A 16038-nucleotide genomic window follows, 5' to 3' on the forward strand; every position below is an offset into this window, starting at 1 on the left:
ATTCTCCTGCTATGACCGGGTATGCGCCGGAAAGCGGATGATGGTTTCAATGGCTTGGGCCAGGGCATCGAGGGAAACAGGATCTGTCAGAAGGCTCCAGTGGTTCCCCTGAACTGGCAGGACAGGGGCAATTCCACCGGGCCAGACGGGGAGATCCTGCCATTCCGGGGGAACCTCTGTTGCCGCAATCACCAGGCTTGGTGGCTCAACAAACGGTACGGGCATGTCTTGCATTGCCGTACGGTGGGCCCGAACCATGGCAGTAAAACGCTGGACCAGTGCTTGCTCCTGCTTATGATCAAGATCAGCTTCCTGGATACCCAGTAAGGCCATCAGGGCAGACGATGTTTCCGGGGCGGCCGGCATGCCAGAGGGATCGGGACGACCAAGGGCAAAGGCACCAACAGGTGGCGGGTCCAGCAGAACAGCCCCGGCAACAGAAAGACCATCGTCTTTCAGGGCAGATACCAAGCCGGGAATGGCCAAGGCACCAAAAGACCACCCGCCAAGATACAGGGGACATGAACCAAGGCCAGAAGATAACTGGCCTATAACACCCCTGAAATACTGAACAATATCAATCATGCTGCAAGCTGGCTGTTCACCCTTGGCCAACCCCGGTGTACGCAGGGCTGTCACCGCTATCGCATCGTCAAGCCGTGCCGCCAGAGGTGCAAAAAGAGTGGCCATGCCATCACTGCCGGGCAACAGGATCAGGTGTGCCTTTGCGTCCACGCCCGTCTTTAGATGCAGGACAGCCGGAAAATTATCAGGTTCCAAGGATGGGGCAGCCCCGGATGCATCCAGTGCGACCGCAAAATCACGCAGAACCGGATTTTCAAACAACAGACGCAGCGTTGGGGTACCACAACCCATTGTTCGCAGTGTGCTGATCAAATGCGTGGCCAGCAGACTGTCTCCTCCCGACAGGAAGAAATTATCCCCGGAGCCAGGCATATCACCCAGAATATCCGCCCACACCGTGGCAATGGTCTTTTCAAGAGGCGTATACACGGCATCCACTGAGCAGCCTGCCGTAACAGATGGGACCAGCGAGGCCAATGCCTTGCGATCTACCTTGCCATTCAGACCCAGCGGAAGCCGGTCCAGAACAATAAAAGATGAGGGTAACATGCCCGGGGGCAGGTGTTCGGACAGCTCCCGCACCAGGGCAGACTGATCCAAGGAAACAGCCCGGCCAGGAGTACGGGCAACAAAAACATGCTGACCAGCCCATGCCGCACCACCATCAGAAACACAGGGCACAAGGAACCCAGCGTCTTCCATAACGCGGCACCAGGTTTCAGCATCAACCAATGGCCGACCGTCATCGCGACGAAAATCGGTGAAATGGCCAAAGCCTTCAAGAAAACCGGCTGTCACCAGCTGCAACAGGTTGTGTCGGGTTGCCTCGCGCAGGACCAGAAGCCCCCCCGGCTTCAACACTGAACGCAGATTGGCCAAGGCGGTCGGAATATCACGCACATCATGCAAAACATTGCTGGCTATGACTATATCCGCACTATGCTCTCCCAGCCCCGCAGAGGATGGGTGCCAGGAAATATCCCAGCATGCTGTCTGCAGGAACGGGCAATCAGAGAAACCAGAGCGGGAGTGATCCAGAAAGAAGGACGAGATATCTGTAAATATATATTCACTGCGCCCCGGATCCAGAACCGGCAGAACATGGGCTGTTGTCCCACCGGTTCCTGCACCGACTTCAATGATGGATACAGCGGAATCAGGGGCCGCCTCTGCAAAGGCACGAACGGCTGCCGCAACCATCTTCCCATAAGGAGCTGACAAGGGATTATGGCGGTAAAGATCACCCGCCAAGGCACTGTTCCCGCCGGGAAACAAAACTTCAACCGGATCAAGGTGGCCATCAAGAAGCTCGTCACAATGCGCAATACACGCCTCGACCCAGTCCGTAATCCGGAAGTTCTCAAAGTCAGCCTCGACAGACTTCAAATCTTGGAGGAACACCTGCCCGGCATCAGGATCACAACGCAAGGGCCGCAGGGCTGAGAAACCACCAGCATCAGTCTCTACCAGCACATCCGCCGCGACCAAGGCCTTGATCCACTGCTCCAGTAAACCGGCATAACGTTCGGCAATACCACTGCGGCGCATGATCTCTGGCATGGTTAGCGGAACAGAACCGTCAAACACATCCCGTCGGGCCAGAACTGTTTCCATCACAGACAAAGCCAGGCGATCCCCGGCAATACCAAAAGCCTCTGCGCAGGTCTTTATATCAGGCCCAAGACCAGAAACAGGGACGGACAATGCCTCACATGCCCTTTGGTATCGATCCGCTGACAAGGACGGGAGAAGGGAGAAAGCAGAACTTGCAGCCGGCACCGGAACAGGGACAACAAAGGCTGTAATACGCCCCCCACTACCGCCGGATACCCCGGGTGTGAAAACAGCGACCGCATCACGAACTCCGCTGGCATGGATCAAGGCAGCTTCAATATCACCCAGTTCGATGCGCTGACCGGCAACCTTGACCTGATTGTCCTCTCTTCCCAGGAATTCCAAGGTACCATCAGGCCAATAGCAGGCCATATCCCCGGTGCGGTACAGACGCTCACCCGTTTGTGGATGCTGCACGAAAGATTGTGACGTTTTTTCCGGGTCATTCTGATAGCCATCCGCCAGACCAGATCCGGCGATATACAGGTCTCCGGCCACATAGTCCGGTCGATCTCGCCATCTTCGGTCCAGAACGTGGTAGCGCTGGTTGGACAGCGGGAACCCATAAGGAATAGAGCGCCACACCGGATCAACATTCTTGATCTCGAACCAGTTGGACCAGATCGAAGCCTCCGTCGCACCACCCATGGCAATAATACGGACATCGGGGAACAAAGCCCTCAACCGCCCCGGCAGGCTAACTGGAATCCAGTCCCCGGACAGAAGAACAAGGCGCAGACCACGGGGTGTTTGTGCCTGTCCCTTTTCCAGCACATCAACCAACAGCTCCAGAAGGGCTGGGACCGTGTTCCAGATTGTCACGCCATGACGATCCATCAGGTCAGCCCAGTGCAGGGGATCAAGACGCTGGTCTTCATCTGGGAGAACCAGTGCCCCACCAGCCCCCAGAACACCGAAAATATCGTAAACAGACAGGTCAAATGCCAGAGATGAAAGAGCAAGAACCCGGTCATGCGGACCAACCGCAAAGCGACGACTGATATCAGCCACCGTGTTGGCAGCAGCTTGGTGGCTGATCATAACTCCCTTGGGTATCCCGGTTGAGCCAGATGTGTAGATAATATAGGCCAGATCTTCCGGTTGACGCGGCTGATACACAGGCAGACGACCCGCTTTGGGAATAACAGGAAGAGAGGGATCAAGACAGCGTATATGATCAGGGACAGCATGATCTTGATGACACAGCACAAGCCGCACACACGCGCTATCAAGAACCTGTGCCAGACGGGCCCGTGGCGTATCAAGTGAAACGGGGACATAGACTCCACCGGCCTCAAGGACAGCCAGAACGGCAATAATTTGCTCCAGGCCTTTTGGCAGAACAACCGCCACAGAATCGCCGGGCTCTATGTCCAGACAAGCCGCAAGTTGTTCCGAACGCTGCAACAACGTCGCATAGCCAAGACACTCTGCCCCATGGAACAGAGCAGGTGTGCAAGCTGAAAGGCCATCCTTGTTCCGTCCATGCTGAAAAACAGGGTGATGAAGAAGGAATGGCTTGAACGGCGTATCGGTTGCATTCGCGCTCTGGCGTGGCTCCAACTGGGCCGCTGTCAGCAAAGAACCAACAGGCTGCTGCCAGGCCTGTTCAGAATCAACCAGGGAAGCCAGAAGCCTGTCATAGGCATCCATCATGCCTTCGACCAGCCCCGGCGGGAAAAGGTCCTCAATAACAATCCAGTTCCAGACCAATTCGCCGCGCCGCACCATAACTTGGTGATCAAGCCAAACCTGTGGTGTTGCCGTTTCCAAGCATATTGGCTCCCCCAGCAATGCCCCTTCCCGTTCCGTATCAGCCAAATGATCAATATCCATGCCAAGCAGGCTGGTAAAGACAACCGGCATGCGTCCGGCATCCACAGTTCCAGACAAACGCGACACGTCACGCATGACATCAACACCGGAGTAAACCCGGTGCGCCAGTCCGCTCCACATCTCCTTCTGTATGTTTTGTGCCCGCTCATAGAGGGACTTGTTCTCAGCACAATCAACTGTGACCAACAGGACCGAGGTAAAATCACCGACCAGCCGCATCACGTCCGGATGCAGGCGTTCTCGGTTGAAGTGGGTCAGATTGACCGTAAAACGGGGAGATCGAGACCAATATGCCAGAACTTCAGAGAATGCTGCCAGAAGGACAGCGGATCCGGTCAAGCCATGCTCTGCAGCACGATGTACAAGGCGTGACCATGCCTGTGGGGCCAGGCTCCGGATGTATCTGCGAAAGCGTGGGAAAGGAAGGGATCCGGGCGCAACAGCAAGGGGAAGGTCAGGAGGAGGTGCCATATCAGGAAGACGCTGAAGCCACCATGAGCGGGCATCATTCCAAGCCTGCGTCCCACGTCTCTTCTCTGTTGCAAGAACATAGTCACGAAATGAAAAAGAAGGCGGCGGATCAACGGGTATCCCCGCATACAAGTGCTCCAGATCCGCAAGAAATACGTGGAAGCTCTGGACGTCAAACATCAAGAGATCAATATCAAGGTGCAAATGAAAGCAGGCATCTGAAAGGCGGGTGGCACGCATCTCGAACAACGGCCACGTCCCGGCATCCAGAACTTGGCGAGACATCCTGTCGCGCGTCATGGATACAGTTTGGTCAGCATCTTCTGCGTCGGGGCTGTCAACTATTACTGTATACCAAGGTACTTCAGGCAGAATACGCTGGCGACCATCAGGCTGTATGATGGCACGCATCATATCGTGGCGCCGAATAACCTCGTTCCAGGCTTTTTCTAGCTTTTCTACATCCAATGTGCCCAAGGCCCATTCAAAATAAACATGGCAGGCCACATTCCCCAGTTCCAGGGAGCTGCTGCGACCAACCCAATAAGCGTGCTGGATATCGGTCAGGGGGAAAGGACGGTGACGTTCGTTATCATCTTGGCCAGCACTCCTGACGGCACGGCCTTCCCTCATCACCGCAACATGTTCCAACATCACCAACGCTCCCGGGTACAAACACCGTATAATCACGGACGGTGTACATGACGGCATGTTGGCGCCAATCTCTATTGCGATTGGTTATCAATACATCGCAATCGGGATTAAAAGAGTTTTCTGATAAAACACCAAGCACCTTTCCGCCCCGTTTGCAGAGAACTAGGGCATTATCGAGACTGGAAAAAAAGGATGTACGATTCAGGCAGCCTTGGCTCCAGAGCCATGCCATCCTGGTGCTGATGCAAGAGCAGACCAGAGGTTGTTGTACAAACCTCCGCCACCAATCAACTCTGAATGAGACCCGCGTTCGACAATGCGCCCATGATCCATGACCAAAATCTGGTGAGCATTACGTATTGTCCACAAACGATGTGCAATAACCAGAACAGTCCGGTTATGCACAAGATCCCCCAGCGCCTCCTGTATCAGACGCTCATTCTCAATATCCAGCGCAGATGTCACTTCATCCAGGACAAGGATGGGACTGTCTTGCAGAAAGGCTCGGGCCAAAGCAATGCGCTGCCTCTCCCCGCCGGACAACGCCGCACCGGCACCAGCAAGGACTGTATTGTAACCATCAGGCAATCGCATGATAAAATCGTGACAGCGCGCTGCCCGGGCGGCCTTGACTACATCATCATCACAGGCATCCAGTCGGCCTGCACGAATAGAATCCGCTACCGTTTCCGTAAACAGGGTTACGGTCTGGGACACGACAGAAACAAGGCCATGCAGCTGCTGATCCGGTATTACTGCCAGATCAACACCGCCGATCATGATCTGCCCACAGGCAGGCTGATACTGCCGGGCCAGAAGCCGGACCAAGGTACTTTTCCCGGAACCCGTCAGGCCAACAATGGCCGTCACCGTATTGGTGGGAATTGTAAAATCAAGATCAACAACATGGCCAGCAGTATCCGGCCCAGCCTGACATAATTTGTCGGCATACGAAAAGCTGACATTGCGGAAAACGATATCGGCACAATCAATCGGATAGTAATCCCCGGTCACCTCATCCGACGGCGCATCAAGAATAAGCATGATGCGCTCCATTGCGGCTTCCATCTGGCGGACAAGCGCGGAAAACTCCATGAGATTTGCCAACGGGCCGAGCAAACGCAGGGAAACCAAGAAAAAGACAGGCCAGGCTGCAAGCTCCAGTGTTCCCGCCACCACAAAGTATGCACCGCCGGCCAGAACCAGAATACAGCCAAGCATCAAGACAGACGGAAAGGCGATCATCGGCCGCACGAAGGACCATGTTAAATCCTGTGAACGATCACGAAATGAGCCGATAGCTTGATAACAGCGCGTCTCGCTGTCACTGGCCAGTCCAAAGGACTTGATGACAGCAATCCCACGAATGAATTCGATCAGTCGCGCATTCATGGCGGACTGGGACTGCACGTAACGTTGCGTAGCCCGGCGCAGGGTACGATGGCCAAGAATCAAGACAGGTATAGACAACCCAATACCAAAAAACAGCGCCATACCCATACGTATATCCAGAAACATCAAGGCAGAGAGCGCAACAACAGGCAACGTCATGGCCGTGACAAGGCGCGGGATTACAAGCCCGGGAACCTGCTCGATCGTCACCATATCCTGCATCACGATATGAGCCAGTTCACCGGAATCATGCTTGTTGAACCATGATAGGGGCAAAGTCGGCAGTTTTTTTGCGATCCGGATACGCAGGTTCGCCGTCATGTTCAGGCCCGCGCCATAACCATACAAACTCCCAAGATGGGATAACACCCATTGTAGCCCGTAAAGAACCGCAAAAACGGCAGCGACGGACATCACAGCCGGCATCGTATCCAGGGAATATGGTAACCATGGCACAACACGCTGATCTTGCATCAGAGCCATAACCACCAGGCATGCCAAGCCGACCGGAAGCGCTGCCGCCATACTCTCCAGAATTCTGAACAGGATGGAACGTACCATAGCGCCTCGCTCCACACCGGAAAGGTTCAGGATACGCAGCAAAACCATCATACCGGATCTCCCGCTCTTCATGATGCCGCCATGGTCCCTGCCGAGATTCCAAGGTGCCTTTCTCCATCGATTGGCGGGCATCCAAGTGACCAGGATAGGTTACGACACTGCAACGCCCAGAGCCGGCTGTAGAGCAAAGAACAACCAAGGAGTTGCTCGTGAGTCCCGACAGCATCCAAGCGACCATCGGACAACAAAGCAATTTGGTCACAGGCCGACACACTATCCAGTCGATGCGAGACAACCACAATCGTCTTTCGGCCAGCCAATTGATTGACAGCTTGCTGAATCAGCGCCTCGTGCACCGGATCAACATGGGACGTTGCCTCGTCCAGAATCAGGATCGGAGCATCACGTAACAAAGCGCGGGCCAAGGCAAGCCGCTGACGTTCTCCGCCTGACAAACGAACACCATTTTCACCAATAACGGTGTCAAATCCTTCGGGGAGCTGCTCTATGAAGTGTAAGGCGTTAGCTGCCCTTGCAGCAGCCAGAATGGCCTCATGAGAGGCATCTCTCATGCCTACGGCAATGTTGGCGGCAATAGTATCGTTGAATAAAAAGACATCTTGGTTGATAAGTCCGATACACAATGCCAGTTCATCCGGGGCGAAGGTATCAAGACCCCGGCCTGCCAAGGAAATATGTCCAGATGTCGGCCTGATGTGACGAACCAGAAGCCGGACCAAAGATGTCTTTCCAGCACCAGATACGCCAACCAGTGCTGTTGTCTGGTTCGCTGGTATCTCAAAACTTATGTCACGTAATAGGACTTCCCCTTCTGTCTGAAATCCCACTGCGTCAAGATGAAAGCCGAATGAAGAAATAGACGAAATATAGTGCAGGTTTTCTGTCGTAAGTTCTGGCTCTTCCAAAATCCGGGTAATAGCCTGTTCAGCCTTGCTGACCCGCAGAAAGACCTCTCCATACAAGACAAGTTTGGTCAGGGGAGCGCTAATGCCGGTTGCGATAAAAACGGCAAGGAGCATCGTTGTCGGCATAACGCCTACATGCAAGACCAGCCACATTCCCGTAGGCACAACAAAGAGCAAGGATGCACCGGTTGCAACAGAGAAAAATGCCCACGGACCAAGCCACTGCTTCTGCCAAGATACAGCGAAGTCGCGAAACGCACAGACATGATTACGAAAAACACGAAAGCTTCGCAGGCCACGCCCTCCTGTTTTCAGAGCATCAATACCCTGTAGATATTCGACGGCTGCTGCATTGATCGTTCCCAAAAGACGAAAGTACTGGCTGATCTTTCCGGAATGCCCCCGCATCATCAAAGCATTGGCTGTAATGGCCAAAGGAACAATGCCACATGCCGCCACGGACAAACGCCAATCAATCACTGCCAGAAAGACGAGAGCTGACAAAGGCGCCAACAGAGCGGACACCATGTCAGGGAGCTGATGACTGAGAAAAAGCTCCAAGACCTCAACATCCTCATTGACCAAGCGCTTAAGGGCCCCAGTCTGTCTTGACGAAAAGAAATCAAGTGGTAAACAGCCGAACTTGCGCAAAAGCGCATGCCTTATCGTAGCTAACGTGTCAAAGGCTGCAGCATGGGCAATACCAGTGGCAAGGCCGGCGCACAGCGGTTGAAGCACAAGGCAGGAAGCAGCAACACAAACACTGATCCAGAAAATAAAGGTATTATCAGAAGAGAGAGACTCTACGGCAAGGCATATAAAAAGCAACGGAGCCAATGAAAGGGCGACGGCAACCGATGATAGCAGGCAGGCGGAAACAAAACGCCACCGGAACTGCCCAGCTAGGCACAAAAGCCGGATAAAGCTCTTCGTGGCCATAATCAGCCCACCTCCCGCCAGCACAAGAACGAACACAGCAGCATGCATCTGAAGTTAAGGGCATTCTAGTGCAATCTGGGCAATCAGAATGCGATCAGGATTTTTTCTCTATTGTAAAATGCTGACGCCCTGACCATGAATTCATGGAACAGGGCGCACTGCTTAAATATTATAGAAAATAATTAATAAATAAATTTAGTGTGTTATTAATAATTAATTATCATTACATGATCGCATGTTTGTCTTTTCCCACGTTTCTACAATAGAAACAGGATAAAGAATACGACCGCCAATTTTCACATATGCAGGACCAATTCTTTTTGCCCGCCAATTGGCAAGAGTTCCTTTTGCAATAACTCCACTCCACCGAATCAGAAGATCATCAACTGTAAAAAATTCTGAATTCATCTGCATCTCACATACTCCTCTCCGGGCGACTATTCATTACAGAATGCCGCACAAAACACATCACTTCTCACGACAGAAGAAAATGAATACCTCGATTTATATTAATAATTAAACTACGCGTTAATTAATTAACAATACAGGTGTGAATTTTCCTTCTTGAAAAAGAAAAAAATGACTGCCTATAAAGAACAAGCACTCACACTAATAATGCATGAGGCACATAGCAATCAAGATGTTTTTTGAAAAAAAATGAAAAATTATAAACTATTAACATTGATTAATGATGGTGAATGAAAGTTACTTATTCGGATATATTGCTCCATTCATAGTCACTTCATTATTAATTAATCTCTCTCTATAGTAGTCCAGTAATTTCATACAGTAATACGAAACTCAGGATCATGATTTATTGCATAAAAGTTGCACAGCGAACGTAGCCATCAATCAAGATTCTGCAACAGAGCGACTGGCTTCCAAACCGGACACATAGCCATTACCGTCAAGGGTATGCGTCACGCGTGTTATCAGCCATTCACCATCGAGACGGTCACAAAATCCCCTGACCTTTAGGCGACCCTCAGCAACCAAGGCACCGTTGCCAGCAAGGACAAGAGACAATGTTCCCTTTAGGAAACTAGATTTTTCGTGTTCAGCACGGGCTGCCTGTTCAGCACTGCATCTGTCCGGATAATGGTAGCGCAAGCGCCGCACAGGTTCCCCCTCCCCCACAACCACTTCGCAATCATCAGCGGCTTCCACATCACGATACAAGGCAACGACAGAGCCAACCTGTTCGCGCTGACTGAGTGATACGCGCCATGACTTCACGTCTTGCTGCTGTACCTCAAGGATAGGAAGCGACTGGCCTGTAACAGATATACCCCGCCCACGACGACAAACAACAAGCGCGCCATCAGCCGGCTTGATGACGAGTCCCGTGTCACGCCCCAGCCGGGTCAGAAGATTGATGTCAGACTCATTGACCTGATCAATATGGGGAATCGGGATCTCATCAATATCGGCCGCGATGGCAGCACGCAGACCATGTTCTCCGGCAATTTTCTCGACAAGGGAACTCAACCCTGTATCCAATGGCCAGGAGCGTGTCTTCTGGGAATAGAGGGAATGCTTTCCCGTCGGTGTTGCTGTTTGTATCGCAGCCTTGGCCCTGATCAGAAGACAGCCCGGGGGACCGGAAAGCTCCATTTCGTCAACGACAAAAAGCCCCATACGGGACATAGATCCCGTATACCCAAGCCAGACTTCAAGCTCTGCGCCTGATGCAGGCAGAAGAATAGGCTGTAGTGGATCATGATCGGCCAGAACCAGCTCCAGGGTGTCACTCTGGAGTCCAGCCTCATCGGTCAAGGACAAACGGATCAGACGCTGACGGATCAGTGCTGTAATGTCGCTGTTGTTGGCAACAATACGAACATCGGGTCTGTATTTCAGCTCCACAGACGAATGCCTCCTGCAAAGACAGGCTCGCGGATGTCAGGCAGACAAACAGTCAGCCCTGCCGGCAAGACCGGACCTTGGTCGGCCAGTCCGGGGTTGGCATCCAGAAGCTGCTCCACACATCGTCCACGACGACGGCCATAATATGTCCAGGCGATCAGATCAACGGTATCACCATCACATGTTTTGTACTGAAGAGTTGTCATCATATTTCCTGAGCTTGAGACTAAATGTCTGACGGCGCGCAACACCGGCACGAGCAAACGTGTCTTGCTGCTCTTCGATGTGTTCTATGACCCATTGTCCCAAAATCTGGCCCTGCCCATCCAGCAACAGCTGAGGCTTGCCTGTGGCTGCCTGTTCGCGCATGGCATCAAGCTGACTGGCTCCGGAAGCATGAGACTTGGCAAAGCCTTCAGCCGAAAAGCCGGTGCCGGGGGCACGGTGGGATACATGCTTGTGGGTCGGGAAAATCACGCCGTCCAGCGTAAGCGTGTCTTCACCAAGGCCGGTGAACTGCAAGGCCGCCGAACGGCCAATACGATCCTGGGCAGACCAACGGTATGCAACAGAGCGTCGAAGAGTTTGGTACGCCGCAGTACTGATGCTGAATTGATAAGCACCAAGTTGCATCATGACATCAGACATTCTCAGGCCTCGTAAACCAGTGTGCTGTCATACAGCGCACCCCGGCTGCGCTGTTTCTGCCGACGTTCCATTTCATCAACAATATCCTGCGGATTATGATGGGGCTGGGCATTGATCGTGATTGTGTTTGCGTTGGTAACATGATGGGTGGTGCTGGTTCCGGATGCAGCTGTTGCAGGAGCGACGCGCCCGATAACCTGTGAAGCGGCGACGGAGCGCTCAAGCTCTGCCGACTGGGAAGCCGGAGGCACAGCAAGAAGGGAAGAAGGCAACGGGGTCGGCTGTGAACCCGGCAACGGAGAAGCTGGAAGAATGGGTGGCGCCTGTGTTGCAGCGTCACCAAACCCGAACAGGGTAAACACAGGGGTCAGCACATCTGTCAGCCACTTGACCTTTTCCATGACCAGACTGCAAATCGCATCCCACGCTGTGGCCGCACCATCGGACAACCCGGACCAGAGATCGGAAAAGAACGCGACGACAGGCTCCCAGTGAGCAATCAGCAACCCCGCAGCCAAGGCGATAGCCGTGATAACAAGCCCCAGAGGATTGGCCATCATGGCAATGCCAATCGCCCGAATACCCAAGGCAACCATATTCAAAACCGGGCCAAGCCCCATCAGAGTTGTTCCGATCACCCGCATGATACCCGTCAACACATTGAAGACCGGGCACACAAGGGTGCCAACCGCACGCAGTACCGCACATGCATCCGTAAACATGCCAACAACCTTGGCCACCTCGCGAATGGTTGCTACCACTTCCATCAAGGGACGGATCCAGGGCATCAGCATGGAGCCCAGTGCCATGGCAAAAGCGTCAGCTTTGTTGATCAAGCACTGAAGCCGGTTATCCAGCGTATCGAGATCAGCTCCCTCTAAAGACACCACAGGGGTGACAGCAGCAAGCTGCTCTGTGCGGACCTGGAGTTGACCGGCACCGGCAGAAGAAACCAAGACCGACCCCGCCTTGAAAGTATCCGGATCGGTGCCGAAAAGATGCCCGGTGAGCTGCTCCCGACCTGAGGCATCAAGGCCGACCATAGCTTGGCCAAGATCGCCAAGCACATCGGGAACAGATCGCATCTGTCCGGATGCATCCCGCAAACCGATATCCATTGCCTGCAACAGGGATGCAACATCAGAAGAAGGATCCGCCAGTCCAGAGATAACATGACCAAGAGCCAAGCCCGCTTTTTCGCCCTCCAGACTCGCTTCGGCCAACACACCCAGCATTGCAGTGACCTGTTCCAGGCTGGCACCGCCGGCAACCGCATCCGGGCCAACGGTTGCGAGAGCTTGGCCCAGCAGGGGAACAGCACGTGCCGAATCCCCTGCGGTTTGCACCAGCATGGTTGCCATGCGGGTCATATCCAACGGGTCAACCGGCATCCGGTTCTGGATTGTGGCAGACAGGGCCATTGCATCAGCGGGAACCATGTTTCCGGCCTGTGCCATAAGCAACGCCCCGGGTAACGAGGCAACCGCCCGCCCTTCGGCCATACCGGATTGGCCCGCAGCATGCAGGGCCTGCCCGATCTGGACAGGAGACCACTCCCCGGAACGGGCTGTGTTAATGGCCAGGTCAGAGAGCCGCTGCGCCCCCTCGGGACCTGCCTGCATCAAGCGACTGGTTTCCTGAATGACTGTATCGAAATCAACGGCCCTTTCGGCCCACGCCGAAGACAGCGAGAAGAATCCGGAGGCAGCATTTCTCATGACGGATGCAACGCCGGAATCCACTGAGGAGCGAGACGCACCGGCAGAGAAACCCGAGGAGGAAGCAGTCCCTCCCTTCACGGCAGCCCGGATTGATGGTGCCGCCTGGGTCATAACCGGCCCCCGATCCTGTTTTTTTTTAGATCTCTTGGAAAAACCGGACTTACCCGATTCCGGCGCCATATCAGGCGTCGATTCTTTATCACGTATCACGTTTTGGCAAACCTTCAATCCACCATAAAAAAGTGCTGGTCGGCATGCTGCCGATTTCAGACCAGGACCACCCGGTATGCGAGGCCAGGGCAATAACCCCGGCACGCACATCGACAGCCCTTATTCGGTAAAACCCAGAAAAGCCTGCTGCAACTTTTTGTAATCACGCAGAGAAAGTTGACGAACCATATCCGGGGTAATTTCGCACAAATTGGCGATCATGGCGATTTCCTGCCGGGCGGGGCTGCCCTTGACCTCACTGGCCGCAATCTGGTCCTGTACCGTAGGTTCGCGCATGCGTACGGTCATAATTTCGGTCCCATCCACCATCAGCGGACGGTCCAGAACAATATCAGTCGTGTCAGAAGACATAGTATTTTACCAAAATTAGGAGAAAAGACGACCAAGGGCCGGGAAAAAATATGCATCCCGGCCCGTCGGCCAGAACCACTGTCAGATCGACAAGGCTTGGCGTACGCTCTCCAGGCGATCCTCGCCGTTGACCTTGCGGATCATGTTGATGACATCAATCTCGTGAACCGGCTGACCACCGTGTTCTTCACGGTAGTAATCCAGGCGCATGGTGATCTTCAGCTCGGCTTTCTGTCCGGGTGTCCAGGCCCCACGGCTGATCTTGGTGATCTTGCCGCGCATGTGGTGCACAACCGGTGTGACCGTGCCGTCCCAGGATTCCAGGGCACCACGTACAGTCAACGGCACGCTTTTTCCTTCGGCAACACCGAACAGGGCCAACACATCGCGGTCGTAGCTGATCAAGCTGAAGCTGGTTTCCAAAGGCTCCATGCCCATGTCCAGCGTTACTGGTACATCCATGCCACCGGCCCGGAAATCCTCGGTGACCAAGGTCAGTTCCGGCGCGTTGTACTCGCTGATCTGTCCGGCATAGCCACGCCCGTCAACGAACAGGTTGATATTTTTCAGAACGTCGCGCGCGGCCATCAGTGAAAGGCCTCCTTGATGTAATCATTGACCAGGTGGGAACGGAACGTGATGTGCTCCGCCGGATAGGGAGGGGTGAAATCGAAGTTGAAGTAGATCTTGCCCTGGGTGATGTTGGCCGGGGTATTCAGGTCCGGATCAGCCCAGCACCGTCCGCCCAGAACGGCACCCAGATTGGTCAGGGTGCGCAGGTAGGCGTTGACGCCTTCGGTAACATCCTGGACATAGGTCTTGGTGATATTCCGGTCCACAGCCCACATGTGGGCCCGTTGCAGGCTTTCGTTGATCAGGTCGGCTGTGCGGCGCACCGACAGGAACGCCCACTTGGGATCCGCCGACAGGGAGCGGTTGCCCCACAGGCGGTACCCATCCTGACAGATGATCGTGGCAATGCCCTTTTCATTCAGCAGGTTGGCGCGGCTGGCCGTATCACCCAGCTTGAAATCAACCGGACGGGCGGTGCCAACAATGCCGTTAACCGGCTGGTTGGACGGCGACCACCAGAAACCACGATCGTTGTCACCACGGGCGATGATACCGGCCACGCGTGCCGATGCCGGACGCACGGCAACCGCGCCGGACCGGTCCAGAACCTTGACCCAAGGGTCGATCATGTAGACCCGGGTCCCGGCATTCTGTCGTGCATAGGCTTGGGCAGCCTCGTCAGTGGTATTGGGGCCATCGGCCACCACAATAGCCCGCAGACGGTCGGCAATGCCTTTCAGCTCGGCCACCACCGGGTTGGCCTGTCCTTCTTCAGCCTGGTGGGTGAAACCGGGAGCACACAGGATGCGTGGCGCAAAACCCACCACCGATTCCGCTCCCAGCAGCGCATGCACGCCCCGGAACTGACCGCTGGTCGCATCAACACCGCCCACCACATTGGCCAGCGTTTCGGCGTCGGATTTGCCCTTGTCAACCCGGATCACCACCACCACAGCGCCGATCTGGTCAAAGATACCGTCCAGGGCATCGGGCAAAGACCCGTCGCTGCCGAGCTTTGCGGCCTCGGTGCGGCTGCCGGTGACCAGCACCGGGGTATTCAGCGGAAAACGATCCGCATCCGCCCCCGGCGCTGTTCCCACAACCCCGATCACCGAAGACCGGACGGTCCGCACCGGGCGTGGTCCGGCATCAATTTCCAGAACCTCGACACCATGAAGAAATGTTTCAGTCATATGTTTGTTGTCTCGTTTGTACAGAATAAAAATAGCAAGTTCAGACCATGACAGACACAGGACAACAAATCCCCTGGCGGTTTTTCATACCGAACCAAGGCACAATAAGAAATCTTGTGAACAGATGCCGTCTGGCAGTGCCGTGCAGGATGTTGAGTCAGTCAGCAGATCAAGCAGAAACAAGCCTGACCGATGAGGAACTTGCCGCCGGAGCTGGCGAGTTTATGGAGTCGTCTCAGAGAATGGAAAATGATGTGGCTATGCCAGAGGTAATCGCCAGTCAGGTTGATGTGGTGTTCCCAGCCCAAGGGCGACAGATACTGCAACAGTGCCTCATCGACGGTATGGCCGTTGTTAGGCTCCAGACTCAATCATGGTATTGCTCGTGGTCTGCGGATCAGATTCATACCCTTCAATCGGGAGATTGGAGGCATGAATGGCCCAGCTGTTTTGGCTTTCGGACGCCCGATGGGCGGC

At 54.3% G+C, this 16038-nt stretch carries 11 protein-coding genes and 1 pseudogene; all 12 read right to left on the reverse strand.

Annotated features, from left to right (window positions below; translation table 11 throughout):
* Positions 1-9 precede the first annotated feature (9 nt).
* Positions 10-5160, reverse strand: a complete 5151-nt coding sequence (locus HEQ72_RS10260; RefSeq protein ID WP_168023294.1) for a non-ribosomal peptide synthetase — start codon at positions 5158-5160, stop codon at positions 10-12.
* 201 nt (positions 5161-5361) lie between these two features.
* Positions 5362-7164, reverse strand: coding sequence for an ABC transporter ATP-binding protein (locus HEQ72_RS10265; protein ID WP_168023295.1), 1803 nt, complete (start codon positions 7162-7164; stop codon positions 5362-5364).
* A 17-nt stretch (positions 7165-7181) separates the two neighbouring features.
* Positions 7182-8978 (reverse strand): ABC transporter ATP-binding protein, encoded by a 1797-nt coding sequence (locus HEQ72_RS10270; protein ID WP_168023296.1) that lies wholly within the window; start codon positions 8976-8978, stop codon positions 7182-7184.
* A gap of 213 nt (positions 8979-9191) precedes the next feature.
* Positions 9192-9392 (reverse strand): DNA-binding protein, encoded by a 201-nt coding sequence (locus HEQ72_RS10275; RefSeq protein ID WP_209316236.1) that lies wholly within the window; start codon positions 9390-9392, stop codon positions 9192-9194.
* Between the two features lie 438 nt (positions 9393-9830).
* Positions 9831-10844, reverse strand: coding sequence for a phage late control D family protein (locus tag HEQ72_RS10280; RefSeq protein WP_209316237.1), 1014 nt, complete (start codon positions 10842-10844; stop codon positions 9831-9833).
* Positions 10835-11053 (reverse strand): tail protein X, encoded by a 219-nt coding sequence (locus HEQ72_RS10285; RefSeq protein WP_415877258.1) that lies wholly within the window; start codon positions 11051-11053, stop codon positions 10835-10837. Before HEQ72_RS10285 ends, HEQ72_RS10280 begins: the two co-directional genes overlap by 10 nt.
* Positions 11022-11492, reverse strand: coding sequence for a phage tail protein (locus HEQ72_RS10290; RefSeq protein ID WP_168021151.1), 471 nt, complete (start codon positions 11490-11492; stop codon positions 11022-11024). Before HEQ72_RS10290 ends, HEQ72_RS10285 begins: the two co-directional genes overlap by 32 nt.
* A gap of 2 nt (positions 11493-11494) precedes the next feature.
* Positions 11495-13324 carry a phage tail tape measure protein gene (locus HEQ72_RS10295; RefSeq protein ID WP_168023297.1) on the reverse strand — a complete coding sequence of 610 codons (1830 nt, stop codon included), beginning with the start codon at positions 13322-13324 and terminating at the stop codon, positions 11495-11497.
* Positions 13325-13543: 219 nt separating this feature from the next.
* A complete protein-coding gene (locus HEQ72_RS10300; RefSeq protein ID WP_168021153.1) occupies positions 13544-13795 on the reverse strand; it encodes a phage tail assembly protein in 252 nt (83 codons plus the stop codon).
* A gap of 81 nt (positions 13796-13876) precedes the next feature.
* Positions 13877-14383, reverse strand: coding sequence for a phage major tail tube protein (locus HEQ72_RS10305; protein ID WP_209315720.1), 507 nt, complete (start codon positions 14381-14383; stop codon positions 13877-13879).
* Entirely contained in the window at positions 14383-15561 is a 1179-nt protein-coding gene (locus HEQ72_RS10310) for a phage tail sheath subtilisin-like domain-containing protein (protein ID WP_168023298.1), read from the reverse strand. The genes HEQ72_RS10305 and HEQ72_RS10310 overlap by 1 nt, the downstream gene beginning before the upstream one ends.
* Before the next feature lie 161 nt (positions 15562-15722).
* Positions 15723-15914 (reverse strand): annotated as a pseudogene (locus HEQ72_RS11815) (hypothetical protein); the annotation flags it as partial.
* Positions 15915-16038 lie beyond the last annotated feature (124 nt).

The sequence above is a fragment of the Haematospirillum sp. 15-248 genome, assembly GCF_012102665.1.
Classification (GTDB): domain Bacteria; phylum Pseudomonadota; class Alphaproteobacteria; order Rhodospirillales; family Rhodospirillaceae; genus Haematospirillum.